General features: G+C 37.1%; 18 protein-coding genes and 1 pseudogene. 5 read left to right on the top strand and 14 right to left on the bottom strand.

The window, feature by feature from the left end:
- Positions 1-204 precede the first annotated feature (204 nt).
- Positions 205-1,296, bottom strand: a complete 1,092-nt coding sequence (gene queA / locus KP712_RS00445) for a tRNA preQ1(34) S-adenosylmethionine ribosyltransferase-isomerase QueA (protein WP_111407140.1) — start codon at positions 1,294-1,296, stop codon at positions 205-207.
- Between the two features lie 153 nt (positions 1,297-1,449).
- Here queA and KP712_RS00440 point away from each other — a divergent pair.
- Positions 1,450-2,064 (top strand): annotated as a pseudogene (locus KP712_RS00440) (IS1595 family transposase).
- Positions 2,065-2,192: 128 nt separating this feature from the next.
- Here KP712_RS00440 and KP712_RS00435 read toward each other — a convergent pair.
- From KP712_RS00435 to KP712_RS00395, 9 genes are read right to left on the bottom strand one after another with little or no spacing between them, the layout of a single operon-like run.
- Positions 2,193-2,840, bottom strand: coding sequence for a stress protein (locus KP712_RS00435; RefSeq protein ID WP_111407139.1), 648 nt, complete (start codon positions 2,838-2,840; stop codon positions 2,193-2,195).
- 12 nt (positions 2,841-2,852) lie between these two features.
- Positions 2,853-3,431 carry a TerD family protein gene (locus KP712_RS00430; protein WP_111407138.1) on the bottom strand — a complete coding sequence of 193 codons (579 nt, stop codon included), beginning with the start codon at positions 3,429-3,431 and terminating at the stop codon, positions 2,853-2,855.
- Between the two features lie 36 nt (positions 3,432-3,467).
- The gene (locus tag KP712_RS00425; protein ID WP_111407137.1) at positions 3,468-4,967 is read right to left on the bottom strand and encodes a helix-hairpin-helix domain-containing protein; all 1,500 of its coding nucleotides are present in this window, start codon (positions 4,965-4,967) and stop codon (positions 3,468-3,470) included.
- Positions 4,967-6,517 (bottom strand): PP2C family serine/threonine-protein phosphatase, encoded by a 1,551-nt coding sequence (locus tag KP712_RS00420; RefSeq protein WP_111407136.1) that lies wholly within the window; start codon positions 6,515-6,517, stop codon positions 4,967-4,969. The genes KP712_RS00425 and KP712_RS00420 overlap by 1 nt, the downstream gene beginning before the upstream one ends.
- A 2-nt stretch (positions 6,518-6,519) precedes the next feature.
- A complete protein-coding gene (locus tag KP712_RS00415; protein WP_111407135.1) occupies positions 6,520-7,557 on the bottom strand; it encodes a TerY-C metal binding domain-containing protein in 1,038 nt (345 codons plus the stop codon).
- An 8-nt stretch (positions 7,558-7,565) separates the two neighbouring features.
- The gene (locus KP712_RS00410; RefSeq protein WP_111407134.1) at positions 7,566-8,201 is read right to left on the bottom strand and encodes a VWA domain-containing protein; all 636 of its coding nucleotides are present in this window, start codon (positions 8,199-8,201) and stop codon (positions 7,566-7,568) included.
- Positions 8,202-8,219: 18 nt separating this feature from the next.
- Complete coding sequence (locus KP712_RS00405) at positions 8,220-8,858, bottom strand: VWA domain-containing protein (RefSeq protein WP_005709530.1); 639 nt, start codon at positions 8,856-8,858, stop codon at positions 8,220-8,222.
- Between the two features lie 11 nt (positions 8,859-8,869).
- Positions 8,870-9,238 carry a hypothetical protein gene (locus tag KP712_RS00400; protein WP_111407133.1) on the bottom strand — a complete coding sequence of 123 codons (369 nt, stop codon included), beginning with the start codon at positions 9,236-9,238 and terminating at the stop codon, positions 8,870-8,872.
- 4 nt (positions 9,239-9,242) lie between these two features.
- Complete coding sequence (locus KP712_RS00395; protein WP_111407132.1) at positions 9,243-10,244, bottom strand: TerC/Alx family metal homeostasis membrane protein; 1,002 nt, start codon at positions 10,242-10,244, stop codon at positions 9,243-9,245.
- A 102-nt stretch (positions 10,245-10,346) separates the two neighbouring features.
- On the opposite strand from KP712_RS00395, the gene KP712_RS00390 reads away from it, so the two are divergent.
- Complete coding sequence (locus KP712_RS00390; protein ID WP_111407131.1) at positions 10,347-10,712, top strand: transcriptional regulator; 366 nt, start codon at positions 10,347-10,349, stop codon at positions 10,710-10,712.
- Positions 10,713-11,294: 582 nt separating this feature from the next.
- Positions 11,295-11,777 carry an SsrA-binding protein SmpB gene (smpB, locus tag KP712_RS00385; RefSeq protein WP_048954216.1) on the top strand — a complete coding sequence of 161 codons (483 nt, stop codon included), beginning with the start codon at positions 11,295-11,297 and terminating at the stop codon, positions 11,775-11,777.
- Positions 11,778-11,825: 48 nt separating this feature from the next.
- Here smpB and KP712_RS00380 read toward each other — a convergent pair whose 3' ends face one another.
- Positions 11,826-12,611 carry an outer membrane protein assembly factor BamD gene (locus tag KP712_RS00380; RefSeq protein ID WP_065264480.1) on the bottom strand — a complete coding sequence of 262 codons (786 nt, stop codon included), beginning with the start codon at positions 12,609-12,611 and terminating at the stop codon, positions 11,826-11,828.
- A gap of 109 nt (positions 12,612-12,720) precedes the next feature.
- On the opposite strand from KP712_RS00380, the gene rluD reads away from it, so the two are divergent.
- Complete coding sequence (rluD, locus tag KP712_RS00375; RefSeq protein WP_111407130.1) at positions 12,721-13,695, top strand: 23S rRNA pseudouridine(1911/1915/1917) synthase RluD; 975 nt, start codon at positions 12,721-12,723, stop codon at positions 13,693-13,695.
- Between the two features lie 3 nt (positions 13,696-13,698).
- Positions 13,699-14,433, top strand: coding sequence for a peptidoglycan editing factor PgeF (gene pgeF, locus KP712_RS00370; RefSeq protein ID WP_111407129.1), 735 nt, complete (start codon positions 13,699-13,701; stop codon positions 14,431-14,433).
- 56 nt (positions 14,434-14,489) lie between these two features.
- Here pgeF and KP712_RS00365 read toward each other — a convergent pair whose 3' ends face one another.
- The 3 genes from KP712_RS00365 to menA all read right to left on the bottom strand — a co-directional run bounded on the left by KP712_RS00365 (position 14,490) and on the right by menA (position 17,490).
- Positions 14,490-15,875 carry a DASS family sodium-coupled anion symporter gene (locus KP712_RS00365; RefSeq protein ID WP_111407128.1) on the bottom strand — a complete coding sequence of 462 codons (1,386 nt, stop codon included), beginning with the start codon at positions 15,873-15,875 and terminating at the stop codon, positions 14,490-14,492.
- Between the two features lie 154 nt (positions 15,876-16,029).
- Entirely contained in the window at positions 16,030-16,527 is a 498-nt protein-coding gene (gene rraA / locus KP712_RS00360; protein ID WP_106013483.1) for a ribonuclease E activity regulator RraA, read from the bottom strand.
- 51 nt (positions 16,528-16,578) lie between these two features.
- Complete coding sequence (gene menA / locus KP712_RS00355) at positions 16,579-17,490, bottom strand: 1,4-dihydroxy-2-naphthoate octaprenyltransferase (RefSeq protein ID WP_111407127.1); 912 nt, start codon at positions 17,488-17,490, stop codon at positions 16,579-16,581.
- Positions 17,491-17,505: the final 15 nt, after the last annotated feature.

Here is a 17,505-nt window from a genome sequence, read left to right as displayed (position 1 = left end):
AACGAATAAACAGTTCGAAGATTTTTATAAATAAAAAAGCCTGTTATAACAGACAGGCAAAATTTGATAAAACTCATTAAACAGGCGCAGATTTAAAAATAATCTGCCTCAAAAGAGTTTAGATATTTCGTACTTAACACTACAAAACAATAAGTAAGTACGACCTTTTTATTGTAGGTTCTGTGTACTTACAAGTCAAACGACTCATTCTAATCCTAGAACATTAGGTTTTTTATTGATAAACATCGCATCGCCATAACTAAAGAAACGATATTTTTCTTGCACTGCATGCTTATACGCATTCATTGTATTTTTATAACCAGCAAAAGCTGAAACTAACATTATCAATGTACTTTCAGGTAAGTGGAAATTAGTAATTAAACAATCCACCACTCGAAATTTTTTTCCTGGATAAATAAAAATAGAGGTATCAGAAAAATAAGGCTCAATTAAATCTGGATTGCCAAATTCTTCCGCAGAAAGCGCCGCACTTTCAATAGAACGAACAGAAGTGGTTCCTACTGCAATAACACGTTTACCCGCTTTTTTTGTTGCAATAATAGCATTACAAACTTCTTGAGAAACTTCTACGTATTCTGCATGCATCACATGATCTTCAATATTTTCGACACGAACAGGCTGGAATGTTCCTGCGCCCACATGCAATGTGACAAATTCAAAATTCACGCCTTTCTCTTTAAGTTTTTCAAGCAAGGGATCATCAAAATGTAAGCCTGCTGTTGGTGCTGCCACAGCCCCCGGTACTTTACTATAAACGGTTTGATAACATTCTTGATCAGCTTCTTCATCTGGACGGTCGATATAAGGCGGCAATGGCATGTGTCCAATGGCTTGCAACACATCTAAAAGAGCGGTTGATTTATCACTTAATTCCACTTCAAACAATGTGCCATGACGCGCTGTCATTACCGCTTTAATTCCATTATCTTCGCCTAATTTATCTTCACCTAAAAATAATTCAGTTCCTTCTTTTGGTGATTTTGATGAACGAATATGCGCTAAGAAACGATGCTCATCTAACATGCGTTCAACTAAAACTTCAATTTTTCCACCGCTGGCTTTACGCCCAAACATTCTTGCAGGAATGACGCGAGTATTATTGAAAATCAATAAATCGCCTTCATCAATTAAATCCAATACATCTGAAAAAGTGCGGTCAATTACCGCGCCATTTTCCCCATTCAAATGTAATAAACGGCAAGATGCTCTGTCCTCTTTTGGATAACGAGCAATAAGTTCATCAGGTAAATCGAAATTAAAATCTGAAACACGCATAATCAATATGGATAAAATAAAATAATGGTTAAGTCTAGTTTGAATTCAATATGAACTCAAGAAAAATCAAATTAATGCTTAAGATAGATTTTTAAAGAAATTCAAGTTAATTTCTGGGCTGACGTAGATTAGCAAGTGTACTAGTCATATAAAATAAAGATAACCCATTGTAAATTAGATAAATCTATAAAAATAAGCTCCTTGAATTTTTTGCATTAGAAGTTATAGCCCGAGCAGCAGCTAATTTACTCGATATCCAAGCCAATTCAGCGATTTTGTTTTACCAAAAAATTAGTGAAGTCATTAGCTATCATTTAGCCCTTGAAGACGATGAGATTTTTGATAGTCAAATTGAGCTTGATGAAGCCATTTGGGAGGTCATCGTAAAGAAAAACGAGGTCAAACGTAGCAGGAAAAATTGCCATATTCGGTTTGTTAAAGCGACAAGGATAAAATATTTAAGGTGGTGGTAGAAAATACCAAACCAGAGACATTAATGCCTATTATTGAAAGAGCAATCAAGCCTGACCAGCTGGTTTTATACCGATACCGAGCTATGATGCCCTTGATGTGAGCACATTTCATTACGAACGAATCAATCATTCTAAACTATTCACGGTGAAACAAAACCACATAAATGGAATAGAAAATTTCTAGCGTGAGGCGAAGAGAATACTCCGAAAATATAATGGAATCGACCGAAAAAACTTTTCTTTATTCTGGAAGGAATGTAAATTTCGGTTTAACGTTGGCTCACCAAAAGAATAACTTAAAACATTGCGAAAATAGTGTGGTATTTAGGGCTAATCTACGATAGCCCCTAAATTAATATAGCCGCAAAAAATGGAAAGGTTCGAAAAAAACTTTTTGCTCACAATTATTATTGAATATAGCTATTATTTAGAACCAGCCGAAAAATTAAATCCCCAGCCATAGTATTTGCTACAATCTGCATGTCCATTAAAGAAGTTAATGTCTTTACGAACTGACATCTGAGAATCATCAAAGTCAATGCTTGCAATCGCACAGAATGTGCGAGGATCAGTTTGTTTCCCCATTTCAACAACAATTTCAGGCTGGTTAGGCACTTTAACGGTTACCACTGCATCAGACTCAGCCCATTTAGCAGCCCCCTCATAAATGAAACAATAGATAACCAAACGACGTAGATCTCTAATACCTTTTGGGTTGACTAAAATATTTTCACCTTCGGCTGAGCTGCCATTCCGATCATCTCCACAATGCCATACCCAAGGCGCTTGGCTATAACATCCTTGGCGTGTTAGACGTTCTCTTGACCCGCCACGACCTTGGGAAAATTGCAAACCGTCAATAAGTGAAGCTGTTCCGTCTTGTAACTCCCAGTAACACCCAAGATCTAAGTCAATCTCTTTATTTGAACCAAATAAGCTACTGAAGAAACCAGTGGTTTTTTGTTGAGTCCAATTTAAGTTAATAGTAATTTGCTGATCAGTTGATTTCGATAAATCAATTTTATGAGAATCACCTTTTTTTTCTAAAGTAATTTTATTTAATGAAACCATTTTTCACTCCAATTAACCTACATTTACACCATATTGTTGGCAAAGTGAATATAATCCCCCTGTATATCCTTGACCAATTGCACGAAATTTCCATTCACCGTTATGACGATAAATTTCACCAAACACCATTGCTGTTTCAGTGCTGTAATCTTCAGAAAGATCAAAACGAACAATTTCATCACTAGTATCATTATTAACAATACGTACGAATGCATTGCTGACTTGACCAAAATTTTGACGACGAGCTTCTGCATCGTGAATAGTTACAGTAATAAAAAGTGATTTGATATTACTTTCTACTTTGTCTAAGCGAACTATAACGCTTTCATCATCACCATCTCCATCACCGGTTAGGTTATCGCCAGTATGCTCTACACCACCACAAGGTGAAACTAATTGATTATAGAAAATAAAATGTCTATCAGAAGGCACTTTACCATTTTCTGTTGCCATAAATACACTTGCGTCTAAGTCAAAGTCTTGCCCATCAGTTGAACGAGCATCCCACCCTAAACCAACCAATATATTTTTTAAGCTCGAATCGGTTTTACTTAATGAAATGTTTTGACCTTTGATTAATGAAATTGCCATATTATAATTCTCCAGTTGTTATTAGGTTAATAAATCTTATGCACCAGTCATTTGAACAACGATAAGCCGTCCGCCTTCGCCTTTTTTCAAAAGAATTTTGGCGCCTTCCTCGAGTTTCACTTTTCCGCCAATAGGAATAGATTGTTTAGTATTGACATCTACCATATCAGTCAGATTTTCGTTCACAAGCCACCAATTTCCTTGATATAACACGAAATATCCAATGCGTTTTGCATCTTCCACTTTTAATTTCTCATTCGGGAAAATACGATTATCTGAATGCCATTTGAAAAGTGATTGCCCGCTGTAGACCATAATTCTGTGATTATCAGGACGATAACTACCATTTGGTGCAGCAGAATATAAATTTAACACGGGCAATTTACCTTGATGTGCTGTGCCACAAAACGGACATTTAGGCGATTTAGAATTATCAAAAGCATACCATTTCTGTTCACAATTAGCGTTTTGACAAGGCTGAAGCAAATCTACTGTTTTTACTAATGCCTGTTCCCATTCATCTGCTGTCGGGCGAGCAATAGGATTATGCAAGCCGTCAATAAAGGCGCGTTTAAATAATTCGCTTAAATAAGGGCCAGTAACGATATAAGGCATTTTTTGTGTGTCTTTCCAAGGCTGTTCGCTAGGTTTAACATTCCCTATTTTTATACGATTAGAATGATCGGTTGGGTGTTCAATGAATAACGCCTTTTCTCCCATTCCTAATTCTTCATCACGCTGGCTATCATTCATATCAAAAACCTTATCGCCTCGAAGTGGATGGCGATAAAGTAAATACATATAAATTAACACTGCTAACGCGTGTAAATCCGTAGTTCGGCTAGGTAACTTACGCTTAGGATCATTTTTATCTAAATGTTGTGTTGCCACTACTTCAGGTGCAATAAAATCAGGTGTTCCCACAACAGTTGGCGGATGTTTCCCTGGCACCACTAAACCGTCAATATCAATCAAGCTCGCTTGACCAGTTGTTGGGTCGATTAAACAGTTTTTGTAACCTAAATCACTATGACTTAATCCAGCCATATGCATACGGCGAACGGCACGAGCCAACATCAAGCAGACTTTCAAATGCAACATCCAATCGCCTAACTCTCGAGAGTCAAGAAACTTATTGCGATTAGAAGCACTGGCGAACCATTTACCGTCTTTATCTTTGCCTTTAATGCCTAACATATCGTTATTACGGCTACCATATTGGAAGAAAAAGCAATCACGATAAAAAGGGCTAACCACACCGAGCTTGCCTTGATATTCCACTACAGCGGTAGGCCAACAGAATAATTTTTTAAGATATTCTCCACCTTCTTGATTAAAGATCTTTTCGCGGTAAGTTCCTGTTATCATTTCTAACCGCTCTTTCGTGGCAAGATCAGCAGGTTCACGGAAGAATGCAACAACATAATCTTTATTAGGTGAGAACATCACATCTTTCATTCCGCCTTGGGCTTTGATTTCATCAACAAATTGAATAGTTTCACCATTTGTTGCAGTGAGCGTGATAACTTTACCCATTATTCAGTTCCTTTTTGAAGTGGTATGTCACTTGCTTTCTGGAGCGTGATTGTTTTTGTTTCATTGTTCTGAGTAATGTTGAGAGTTCTGACTTTTTCATTAGCAAATTCTTGATTATTTTCAGCCGTTTGTAGAACTATCTCATTCACTATTGTTGATTCTTCCTTCAAGATTTCATTGGTCATTGATGTATAAGTCATTCCCTGCCATTCTGACTGCGGAATAAATATCGCTAAAGTGCGATCATCGTGCTCTCCTTTTGAGAAGAAATCTAGCCATTCCTCTAAGGCTTTTTCTGGTTGCTCTTTTTGTAATGGTTCACGTAATTCTTGCCAAAAGATTTGCCAAGCCTCAAAGGTGTTAAGCTGTACATCACTATGAAATTTAGGATCGGAAACGCCATCTGTCATTAATATCAGGATTGGAGGATAATCACGAATATCTGTATAAATACGTGCGGTGATTTTTTCCGCATTGGCTTCAGCTAAGGTTAAAAATTGGGTTTCACCTGAATATTGTCCTGAGTCAACTTCACCCAATAATTTGATTTTTTGTATAGCGGGATCAAAGATTGCAGCTGCACCATCTCCCACCCAATAACAAGCAGTGAACCATTTTCCATCGATTAAAGGTAATGTAAACGCAAGCAGTAATGTGCAAGAAAGTGATTTCTGTTCAATAACATAATCTTTTGCCGCTGTTTCTTGGGCAAGATAAGCGGCTTGAACCGCTTCTTTAAACATCACTTTGGTAATATAAGCGAGTTCTTGTTCGTTTTTTTGGGAAAGTTTTTGGTAGTCTTTACCTTCAATATTCAGTAACTCAAAAAATTTATCTTTTGCGGCCTCTACAGCTAGTTTTGAGCCTTGACGAGAAAATTCTGCACTTCCAGCACCGTCGGCAACAGCAATGAAATGAAATTTTGATTTCTCGTGATAGCCGATAGTAAAATCATCATCACAGCACGTTCCTTTCATTGCGTGAGTACGTCCGCGCATACGTGCTGCGATTAATTGTCCTAAGTCTGTGGAAATCTGGCTACTTGCACTATCTGGTTTCCAAAAACGGCTATTTTTATCGGAAGGAATGTTCTTCCATAAATATTTCGGATTAGGATTGATAAAAAGGGTTGAGTGTGCTGTATTACCGTCAATAAGTTGAAAAGTCAGTAAAAATTCACCGCTCTTTATCGGTATACCATCTAATGCTTGTGCTTCTACATTCCAAGCTAATCCAAGGTCCTCTTCGACTTTTAGAGATTGAATTGTAGGGAAATCATTGGTTTTTTGGTAAAAATAAGGTTCATCTTGTTTTGCATTTGGCAATGTAATGATGAGATCTTTTTTATATACTGGAGTTGTTTCTGTTGGTTGAATGGTCAACATATTATTTTCCAATGATGTTATGTTTTTAGCTTCCTGAAAACGTTGCCATATTTCATAAATATGGGATATTAATGTCTGATTTTGACTGGCAAAGGCATCAAGATATTTTTCATCAGCCTGATTTAACCAAGATTTTATTTTTTCTAATTGTTCGGTTGCATTCATCCCTAGCCCCTTGCACGCGTAATATCAAAATCAGCACCGTCGGCTTCATCATTAAAATACAAGGTTTCATTACAACCAGGGCAGACGACTTCTTTTTCGCCATTAGCACAGAAAATTTGCCCACAGTTACACATACATAAACCAAAAGCAGCTCCACAATGGGGACAACCGCCACCACCCCATAATTGTGAAGTAGAAATTTGGCTGTGATTTGGCCGATGATCAGACCAATCTGCGTAATCTTTTTCAGCAGGATAAACACCAACATATTGAAAAATCGCATTATCAAGCGGACTGTTTTCAAGCCGTTCATATTTCATTAAATAAGGTAATTTCACCTTGCTACATTTACCCACGATGATTGCATAATTTTCATCTAAAGCGACCGCTTGCTCTTTTTCTTTAATCAAAGAAATACCACCGCTTTCTAAAATTTCTTTATTCAGTGACATAGGCAATTCCACACCCAGCGAGCGACTTTGACTTAGAATGGAATCGGCAACAGATTCACATAAAGCACGGTAAACTTTTTCTATATCTTCATCATCTAGTCGATAGGTTAAATCACTAATTTCACTTAATGTATCAAGGTTGGCAAATTTACCAATGCCAATATTGATTATCTTCACTTTATTTTGAAAATGGTGTTTCCAGCGAGAAATAGCTTGTGCAGGATCATCTGTTGGAGAACCGTCTGACATAATGTAAATCAATGGTTTCCAATCGCCTTTTTTCTCTGGCGTACTACGTACAATATCTTTTTCTAAAGAATCCATTAAATGATTTAGTGCTGCACCAATAGATGTTCCAGAACCAATAGGCAAACGAGGTGGGTAAAAACTCATTAATTCCGTTAATGGTGCAAGCGTACCAGCTGCCCCAGCAAATGCGATCACAGAAAGATAAACAGATTCTAACGCGTAAGGATCACGGCGAAGTTGATTAACCAAGCGGCTAATGCCTTCTTGCATTTGACGAAGATTTTCGCCAGCCATACTTTCGGAGATATCAACAACAAGATAAACAGGTAAACGACGCATAATTTCCCCTAAAATACAACGGTGATTTCATCTGGTGGAGGAGGGAGATCATTGCTTGGTGAGCCCACACTGACGCTGGTTTGAGCAACCGAAGCAGAAACCCATTGGAAGAACTGTGCAAAGCTATTTGCATCCATTGTATCGAGTGATACCACAGTATCCGTTAATTTTTTTAAGATGTTTGGATCCGCTTTTGGACCTGCGGCACAAGCGACAATGTTGCCAAAATTTAAGGCTTTAATTTGTGGAATGGCGAGTTCATAAGCTAATGTATCGGAAGGTTTTCCGTCTGTGAGTAAAATTAAAATCGGTCGCCAATCGCCTTTTTGTTCAGATGTAGCAAGAATACGATCTTTTTTAACCGCTTGTGAGATTTCTTCTAACATTTTGCCAAGAAAGGTTGCCCCACTATCAGGGCAACTAATAGTCGGCAATACCACATCTTCAAGTGCGGTTAATGGCAGCACATTTTTTATTTGCGTATCAAATGTTGAAATGGAGAGATACACACTTTCTAACGCATAAGGATTTTGTCGTAAGGCGGAAAGCAGTGATTGCAAACCAACATTCACTGCTTCAATTGGCTCTCCTTTCATCGAGCCTGATGTATCAATACAAATATAAGTGAGTAGTCTTCTAGACATATCTACTAACCACCTAAATTATAAAACAATATTTAATTCTGCTGGTGGTGGAGGAAGTTCACCTAATCCGCCTACATCTTTTTTGTTGAGATCTACTTTTTGACTTGATACAGAAATAGAGGCAGATACCCATTTAAAGAAGGCTTTAATAGAGTTGGCATCTGCGGTATCTAATGACACTACACTTTCTGTAATTTGTTTTAATACATTGGTATCAGCTCCAGCACCTGCCGCACAAGCCACAAAGGTGCCAGTTTTCACGGTTCTCAATGCATTAATTCCCTTTTGTAGATCGTCTGTTGGCACACCATCAGAAAGTAAAAATACAACTGGTTTCCAGTCTCCTTTTACTTCGGCTGAGCCTTTTTGTACTTCACGGTTAATACAATCTGTTAATAGTGAGAGTGCTTCGCCCATTGATGTTAAACCAGATGCTTCGATGGTTGGAAGTTGGAAGCTCATTAGCTCAGTGAGTGGCGTAACTTGTTTGGCTTTGCTATCAAAAGTAATCACAGATAGATAAGCCGTTTCTAATGCGTAAGGATCTTGACGCAAGGCAGAAACTAGCATTTGTAAACCGTTACGCACAGATTCAATAGCCTCGCCCATCATTGAGCCAGAAGTATCAACTAATAAATAAACAGGTAAACGACGCATAATTTTTCTCCCTAATAACAATTTTGAGTTGGAATACCATTTTTACGGTTTAATTCCATTGCTGCTTCACACGCTGAACGTGATTGCTTGCCTGCACAATTTTGATTAAACCAATTTATCATTTGTGAATGTTGAGCTACTTTTTGATTGTATAAATCTACCGAATCATTGGAATATTGATTAACGCGAGTATTTCTAAGTGAATCACCTAACCATTTTGCTTGGTTGTAGATTTCAACACATTGTTCCATTTGAGCATCACTGATTACTGGAACATATCCACGTATCGATGATGTTGGTGGAGCAACATACTGCTGGTTTGCTAAAACATTTGTAGTAACAAGACAAGTGGTCAGAAAGATTAATTTTTTTGTATTCATATAATTAACCTTCTTCTTTTTCAGGAAAAATAAATGAAGCAATCACACCAATAAATAAAACGCCTAATACAATATAAAGACTGACATTGGCTGAAATATAAATTCCTGTATCAAATACCGAGTGGTTCCAAGATTGAATACCCATTTTGATACCAATAAAGAACAATAAGGCAATGACTGCCTTTTCTAGATGAACTAGGTATTCTGTGAGTACTGCAAGAATAAAATAGAGACTACGCAAGCCAAGAATGGCGAAAATCATTGCTGCATAAACTAATAAAGGTTCTTGAGTTACGGCAATCACGGCAGGTACTGAGTCAAAAGCGAAGGCAACGTCTGAAGTTTCAATCGCCATTAAACACAAGAATGCAGGTGTGGTATAACGTAAACCTTGACGCGTAACAGATATAATTTGCTCTGCATTTAATTCGTTATGTTTTACAAAGAATTTTTCTTGCACTAGTTTTGGGAAAACAGGCATCATTTTCCCTACTAAACGAACACTCCAGTGATGAGTATAGTCTTCGATTTCTTCTTCACTATCATCTCCGCCTCGTAACATTTTCCAACCACTCCAAAGTACAAAAGCCGCAAAGATAAATCCAACCCAAGGACTTGCGACAAATAATCCTGTTCCAATCACAACGAAAATAGCTCGGAAAATTAATGCGCCTAAGATTCCCCAATAAAGAATACGGTGTTGAAGGTGATCTTTGATGCCAAAAGATGCAAAGATCGCAACAAATACCATTAAGTTATCAATGGATAAACTCTTTTCAAGTACATAACCAGCAAGATAGAGATCTGCCCATTCTGGCTCAAAACGGAAATAAAGATAAGCGTAAAACGCCAATGCCAATGAAATCCAAAAGATTGACCAAAGTGCGGCATTTTTTACCGTAATTTCTTTACTGTGACGGTGAGAGATTAAATCCACATAAACAGAAAATAAGATGGCTGAAAAGAAGACAATAAGAACTTCTAAAGGAAAACCAAAATGATGCATAGATTAGACCTAAAATAAAAATAATAAAAAACCAATTTAGTTTACATAAAAACCATAATGGTTTACAAGTTTTTTAGGGATTTAGTCATAATTATTTTCATTATGAAAATATTAACTGAAAAAGAAAAATTTAGTGCACGTTTAAAACTAGCTCTTTCAGCAATGGCTATGCAGAATTTGAAGACAAGTGAAATAGCAACTAAATTTAATTTGCAACACCCAAATGAGTCTGTTACTCAACAAGCCGTACATAAATGGCTTAATGGTTTGGCTATTCCATCAATGGATAAAATTGAAACATTATCTAAGTGGTTATCAGTTAAACCAGAATGGTTACGTTATGGTGTGGATGATAATGAAAAAATGACAATGTTAGATGAAGTTTTGTTGAAGATGATTATTGGACTATCGGAACAGCAAAAATCAGCGTTAATTGCTTTTATTAGTTCTTTTCAGAATAAATCCTAAGCAAAGCTATATGTAAATGATAGAAAATTCACACTATTACGTATCAAATAAATAATACAAAATGGAAGTTCTCATTTGATAGAAAACGGGATTGAAGCTATCAAAATAGCAAACATAAAAATAAGATGTCTACTAAATAGTAGAACCGTTTTTTATTTGTAAAAAACTATCTTTTGTTAGATCATATTTTTTCAAAAATAGATATTTACAAAATTTGTAACCTAAATTATAGCAGGTGGAGTATCTTAGATTATCTACATTCCTAAAAATTCCTGTAATCTTGATTTATCCCCATCTTAAAATCTATTAAATTATCTCTCTTTCAAGCCAAGAAATGAATCATAAGCAGCATATTGATAGCAATACGCATTTGTGTTAATTAAGAGAATTTAATCCCCCTCATTGTATAGCTGTTAATTTAAGATTTGTTTCTTTAGAGAGAGAATAGCTAAATATCTTATAATAGCCTTACATTAGCCATCAATGAGCATTCAAAATGTTAATAAACTATACCGACACGATCTTTTTGCTATCAAAAAAGATATCCTATAGAATGCCGAAATCAAGATAAGGTGAAAGACAATGACAAAGAAAAAAATAAAACCCGGATCAAATAATATTGCACTGAATAAACGAGCACGACACGATTATTTTATTGAAGATGAGATTGAAGCAGGTCTTGAACTACAAGGCTGGGAAGTAAAATCAATGCGTGCAGGCAAGGCAAATATTAGTGATAGCTATGTAATTTTCAAAAATGGAGAAGCTTTTTTATTTGGTGCCAGCATCCAGCCTCTAAATGTTGCCTCAACTCACATTGTTTGCGATCCTACACGAACACGTAAATTATTACTCAATAAGCGAGAACTTGCCTCACTATTTGGTAAAGCTAATCGTGACGGATTCACTATTGTGGCGCTATCTCTTTATTGGAAAAGTGCTTGGGCAAAAGTTAAAATTGGCTTAGCAAAAGGGAAAAAACAACACGACAAACGCGATGACATTAAAGAGCGTGAATGGAAAGTTACAAAAGATCGCATTATGAAAAATGCACATCGTGGATGATATGAAAAAAGTATAAAGCCCGAAATGATTCGGGCTTTATTGCATTGTTTATTTTACTTTAGGCAAGGTTAATTCAGGTTCTTTCGGTTTTTCTACCGCTTCAAAAGATTTACCTTTATTCGCATCAATAATTTGTTGAGTTTGATTTTCTAATGTAGTTAGTCCCATCTTATTGTAGGCTTCTTTCATTAAGAATAAACCTTCATAGGTTGCTTGCGCATCAGGATATTGTTTTAACATACCAACAACACGATTTGACACAGCTACCCAAGCATCTCGTTTAGCATAAAACTTTGCAATATCTAGCTCATGGCGAGCAAGGGCCGCTTTAATATAAGCCATACGAGCAAGCGCATCTTGTGTATAAGGACTATTTGGGAAATGCGTAACTAAACCTTGGAAATAATTAAATGCATTACGCATAGAAACCGTTTCACGTGTTGCGCGATCGATTCCAAAAAAATCTTGAATAAAATTATCGCTCATAGCCGAATATGCAAGACCAGTCATATAAATCACGTAAGGTTGGTTTTGGCTTTGAGGGAACATACGAATAAAATCATTTCCCAACGTCTCAATATCCGTATAGTTTTGTGACTTATAATTTGCGTAAATCAAATCAATCATTGCTTGTTCTTGATAGATGCTGCCGGGGAAGCGCTCATTTGCAGCTTTTAAGTAGCGAATAGCTTCTGAATATCCACCTTCTTGCAACGCATTTGAACCTTTCGTATAAAGTTCACTCACCGATGCTTGTTCAACATCTTTTGAGCCTGAACACCCAACTACCAATGCTGCCATTGCCAATAAAGCTAAAGATTTCATTTTACGCATTGTTTTTTCCTTAATTTTTACGAAAACCGATAAATAAGATACAATTACTAGCTATTGTATAGAACATTAATCAATAAGCCAACTTTTAAAAAAACTTTGAGAGCCTTTTATGCCATTAATAACCCTTTCAGCTGAAATACAGTCAGAACAAATAGGACAACGCTTAGACCAAACGCTTGCAGAATTGTTCCCTGAGTACTCTCGATCCAGATTAAAAACTTGGATTGAAGCAGATCTCGTTAAACTTAACAATCAAATTGTCAATATTCCTCGAGAAAAAGTGCTGGGGGGAGAACACGTAGCAATTACCGTTGATATAGAAGATGAAACACGTTTTGAACCTGAAAATATCCCCTTGAATATTGTTTATGAAGATGATGATATTATAGTTATAAATAAACCCAAAGATCTTGTTGTTCATCCAGGCGCGGGGAATCCGAATGGAACTGTGCTCAATGCGCTACTCTATCATTATCCACCAATCGCAGAAGTGCCTCGTGCAGGGATTGTCCACCGCCTAGATAAAGACACAACAGGATTAATGGTCGTAGCTAAAACGCTCCCCGCACAAACCAAACTTGTACGAGATCTACAAAAACGAAAAATCACACGCGAATATGAGGCGGTCGCATCAGGCATAATGACTAAAGGCGGTACTGTAGATCAACCAATGGCTCGCCATGCAACCAAACGTACATTAATGGCTGTTCACCCAATGGGAAAACCTGCCGTTACCCATTATCGTATTATGGAAAATTTCCGTAATTACACTCGCTTACGCTTGCGGCTAGAAACAGGTCGAACCCACCAAATTCGTGTACATATGGCACATATAGCCCACCCATTATTAGGTGATCAAACTTATGGTGGACGCCCTCGCCCACCTAAAAATTCTAGTGAAGCATTTATGTCTGTTTTACGTGATTTCAAACGTCAGGCTCTACATGCCGTCATGTTACGCCTCACACATCCAATTACAGGGGAAATGATGGAATGGTATGCGCCTTTACCAGATGATTTTGTGAAACTGCTCAACGCACTAAAAACAGATTATCTAGAACACCAAAATGAATTGGACTATTAATTAATGCGGATCATACAACCTAACTGGCCTGTTGCCGATACTATTCACGCCTTTACTACGACACGTGAAGGCGGTGTTAGTACTGCACCTTTTAATGATTTTAACCTTGGTGATCATGTCGGCGATGATAAAAGTGCGGTCAAAACTAACCGCGCTTTACTCGTAGAAAAATTTAGCTTACCTCAAGAGCCTTTATTTCTCACTCAAACTCACAGTACACGCGTTATTCAACTCCCTTATTTGGACGATAATTTAGAAGCTGATGCCGTTTATACCAATGAACCCAATCAAGTCTGCACTATCATGACAGCAGATTGCTTGCCCGTATTATTTACAACAAAATCCGGAAATGAAGTAGCTGCAACTCATGCAGGATGGCGAGGCTTATGCGATGGCATATTAGAAGAAACAATAAAATATTTTCAAGCCAAACCTGAAGAGATCATGGCATGGTTTGGACCGGCTATCGGTCCAACAGCATTCCAAGTAGGAAACGATGTTGTAGAGCAATTTATCGCCATAGATCAAAAAGCGAAACTGGCATTTCAACCAGATAGGAGAGAAAAAGAAAAATTCCTTGGTAATCTTTACCAAATCGCTACACAACGATTAAACAACCTAGGTATTACTCAAATTTACGGTGGAGAACATTGTACCTTTAACGAAAAAGAATATTTCTTTTCTTATCGCCGAGATCATCAAACAGGACGAATGGCAAGTGTTATTTGGTTTGAATAAAAAAAAGAAAAGCATCTATTCATGCTTTTCTTTTTTTAAAATTCTAAGCTTAGCTATTAATTCAACCAGAATAAATATCCCATTGTTGAAATTACAAGAATACATACTAGATTTAGAACAAAGCCAGCTTTTACCATTTCACTTTGTTTCACTTGACCAGAACCAAATACAATAGCATTTGGTGGCGTTGCAACTGGTAGCATGAAGGCACAAGATGCACCAAGACCAATAATTAATGCTAAACCAATTTCTGGCATACCCAATGATTGGGCGATAGAAATAAAGATTGGGACGAGCAGTGCCGCACTTGCTGTGTTAGAGGTAAATTCAGTTAAGAAAATAATGAATGTAGCAACTAACAAGCCAATAAGATAGAAATGTTGTCCTTCAATCATAAAGACGATGCTATCTGCTAAAATTTTACTTGCTCCTGAATCCTTCAATACCGCACTTAATGTTAATCCACCACCGAAAAGCATTAATACGCCCCAATCAGTACTTTCTTGAATTTGTTTCCAGCTTGCAATGCCCGTAGAACAAATCACAATTGCCGCTAATAAAGCGACAACACTATCGAAACTCGCAATATTTTTCTGCAAACCAAGTAAGCCTGAAATCAACGGATTAATTTGCCCACTAAATACCCAAGTTAAAGCAATCACAACAAAGATAACTAATGTTAATACACGCACCGAATTCATTTCAATGCTTTCAAAAGATTGCTCAAAATTAATATGAAGTTTTGGCTTAAAAATAATGTAAAGCGTACCAATCATCAGTGGTAACAAAATAATCATTATCGGTAAACCGTACCATAACCAATCTGCAAAGGTTAAATGCAAGTTACTTGCTACAATCGCATTCGGTGGACTACCCACAAGGGTTCCCATGCCACCGATTGATGCACTATAAGCTATCCCTAACAACACAAAAACATAAGTATTATGTTCTTTTTCACGATCAAGTTGGCTTAAAATCCCCATTGCGAGTGGTAACATCATAGCTGCAGTTGCCGTGTTACTCATCCACATAGAAAGGAAAGCTGTAATCAAAAAGAGATAAATAATGGCAATAAATAAATTACCGCGCGCTAACGCCATAATCTTATTAGCAATCATTTTATCGAGTTTTTGAATGTGCAAGGCTGTAGCTAAAGAAAAGCCACCAAAGAATAAAAAGATTGTAGGATCAGCAAAAGCCACTAAAGCTTGTTTAGTGCTCACTAAATCTAGTGCAATCGCCAATAATGGCACCAACAATGCGGTAACCGTAACATGTAATGCCTCAGTTAACCAAAGCACTGCGACAAAAGCCAATAAAGCTAAACCAGCACTAGCCTTTGGCTCATAAGGTAGCACTTTTAATAACACAAAAAACAGCACTATATCTAAAATAAAAATAATGCCATTTTTATGATTTTTGAAAGATTTCATCTCAATCATAAAGTTCCTCCGTTAGTGTTCTAACTCGAACGGACTACAATGTTAAATGAATGTTAATAAGTTGCAATGCTCAATTTTCAGAAATGTGATCTAGTGCAATAAATTTCGATAAAAAAAGTGCGGTTATTTTTTACCGCACTTTTGCTCTTTCGTATTATTCGTCCGAATCATCTAAATCTAAGGGCTCTTGCGAAAGTATAATTCCTGTCAGATCTGCGTAAATATAATCTTCTGGGAAAAAGGTGACGCCACCAAAATTCACAGGGATATCGCTCTCACCGGCACTGCTTTCATCTGCACTGACTGGAATTGGCGCAAGGGCATGAATACCAATATCAAGGTTTTCTAATTGCTGAATTTGGCGTACTGCACCATATACAATAATGCCTTCCCAACCATTATCAACAGCAAGTTGAGCCAATTCCGCATCAATCAAACCACGACGTACCGCACCACCGCCATCAATGACAAGCACTCGGCCTTCGCCGTTTTCTTCTAATACTTCAGCAATTAATCCATTACTTTCAAAGCATTTTACCGTAGTGACTTTACCGTAAAAATTACTTACTCCACCAAAGCTTGAAAAAATTGGCTCCACTACATCCACTTGTTCTGCATAAAGATCGCAAAGTTCTGAAGTATCAATAAACATAACTTTCCCCTATCGATTGTTGAAATTTTGTTTGCTTTAGTATATGCCGATTTAGCCGATAAGCAAGCCTAAACTAAACAAGATATTGATTAATAACGAAATCATAGACATTTGAGCCAACATTGGACGCAATTCACTTGGCTGCTGACTGCGATAAACAAAGATCGCATGTTTAGCTAACAACGGCATCGCCAATATAAATAAATAATTTGTCCAAGAAATGGCCGTTGCCACCGCAAATGCTAAATAACATAAGGCCGCCACACTTAGTAAAATACAGTGGTAAACTCGCCCTTTATATGCACCTAAACGAACGGCTAGGGTATTTTTGCCAGCTTTCGAATCCTGTTCAATATCGCGTAAATTATTGATATTTAATACCGCACTTGCCAATAAGCCAGAACCAATAGCAGGTAAAATAATGTGGCTATCAATACTGTGAGTTTGCAAATAATAAGTGCCGCCAATGCCAAGCAAACCAAAAAATACTAATACAGAAATATCGCCCAATCCCATATAGCCATAAGGTTTTGCCCCAACAGTGTAAGTAATGGCCGCAACAATAGCTAAAATCCCAAGCCCAGCGAAAGCTAATAAATCCGAGAGGTTTTCATAAGCGATTCCAATCAAAAAACTTCCTGAAAGAAAACTTGCCACCACCATTAGAATTAATCCCCATTTCAGTTCTTTTGCTGAAATTGCGCCTTTTTGAATGCCACGTAATGGTCCAATACGTTCTTCAGTATCTGAACCTTTTTGATGATCCCCATAATCATTGGCAAAATTAGAAAGCACCTGTAATAAAATTGTCGTGAGTAAACAAAGCGCCATTACAAGCCCATTAAAACCTTGTGGATTCGCCCAATAACCTAATGCCGAACCTGTAAAAATCGATGCCAACGCTAAGGGCAAAGTTTTTGGTCGAGCCGTTTCCCACCACATTTTCAATTTTTCATTTGTCATTTTTTTTGACCGCAC

Source organism: Haemophilus sp. SZY H68 (genome assembly GCF_018829685.1).
GTDB classification, from domain to species: Bacteria; Pseudomonadota; Gammaproteobacteria; order Enterobacterales; family Pasteurellaceae; genus Haemophilus; species Haemophilus haemolyticus_K.
Note: the sequence above shows the minus strand (reverse complement) of the source record. Positions and strands in the feature narration are given on the sequence as shown.

Bases quoted from the DNA above. Each gene is read 5' to 3' on its own strand.
- queA (WP_111407140.1), bottom strand. From the start codon at position 1,296: ATGCGTGTTTCAGATTTTAATTTCGATTTACCTGATGAACTTATTGCT.
- KP712_RS00435 (WP_111407139.1), bottom strand. From the start codon at position 2,840: ATGGTTTCATTAAATAAAATTACTTTAGAAAAAAAAGGTGATTCTCAT.
- KP712_RS00430 (WP_111407138.1), bottom strand. From the start codon at position 3,431: ATGGCAATTTCATTAATCAAAGGTCAAAACATTTCATTAAGTAAAACC.
- KP712_RS00425 (WP_111407137.1), bottom strand. From the start codon at position 4,967: ATGGGTAAAGTTATCACGCTCACTGCAACAAATGGTGAAACTATTCAA.
- KP712_RS00420 (WP_111407136.1), bottom strand. From the start codon at position 6,517: ATGAATGCAACCGAACAATTAGAAAAAATAAAATCTTGGTTAAATCAG.
- KP712_RS00415 (WP_111407135.1), bottom strand. From the start codon at position 7,557: ATGCGTCGTTTACCTGTTTATCTTGTTGTTGATATCTCCGAAAGTATG.
- KP712_RS00410 (WP_111407134.1), bottom strand. From the start codon at position 8,201: ATGTCTAGAAGACTACTCACTTATATTTGTATTGATACATCAGGCTCG.
- KP712_RS00405 (WP_005709530.1), bottom strand. From the start codon at position 8,858: ATGCGTCGTTTACCTGTTTATTTATTAGTTGATACTTCTGGCTCAATG.
- KP712_RS00400 (WP_111407133.1), bottom strand. From the start codon at position 9,238: ATGAATACAAAAAAATTAATCTTTCTGACCACTTGTCTTGTTACTACA.
- KP712_RS00395 (WP_111407132.1), bottom strand. From the start codon at position 10,244: ATGCATCATTTTGGTTTTCCTTTAGAAGTTCTTATTGTCTTCTTTTCA.
- KP712_RS00390 (WP_111407131.1), top strand. From the start codon at position 10,347: ATGAAAATATTAACTGAAAAAGAAAAATTTAGTGCACGTTTAAAACTA.
- smpB (WP_048954216.1), top strand. From the start codon at position 11,295: ATGACAAAGAAAAAAATAAAACCCGGATCAAATAATATTGCACTGAAT.
- KP712_RS00380 (WP_065264480.1), bottom strand. From the start codon at position 12,611: ATGCGTAAAATGAAATCTTTAGCTTTATTGGCAATGGCAGCATTGGTA.
- rluD (WP_111407130.1), top strand. From the start codon at position 12,721: ATGCCATTAATAACCCTTTCAGCTGAAATACAGTCAGAACAAATAGGA.
- pgeF (WP_111407129.1), top strand. From the start codon at position 13,699: ATGCGGATCATACAACCTAACTGGCCTGTTGCCGATACTATTCACGCC.
- KP712_RS00365 (WP_111407128.1), bottom strand. From the start codon at position 15,875: ATGATTGAGATGAAATCTTTCAAAAATCATAAAAATGGCATTATTTTT.
- rraA (WP_106013483.1), bottom strand. From the start codon at position 16,527: ATGTTTATTGATACTTCAGAACTTTGCGATCTTTATGCAGAACAAGTG.
- menA (WP_111407127.1), bottom strand. From the start codon at position 17,490: ATGACAAATGAAAAATTGAAAATGTGGTGGGAAACGGCTCGACCAAAA.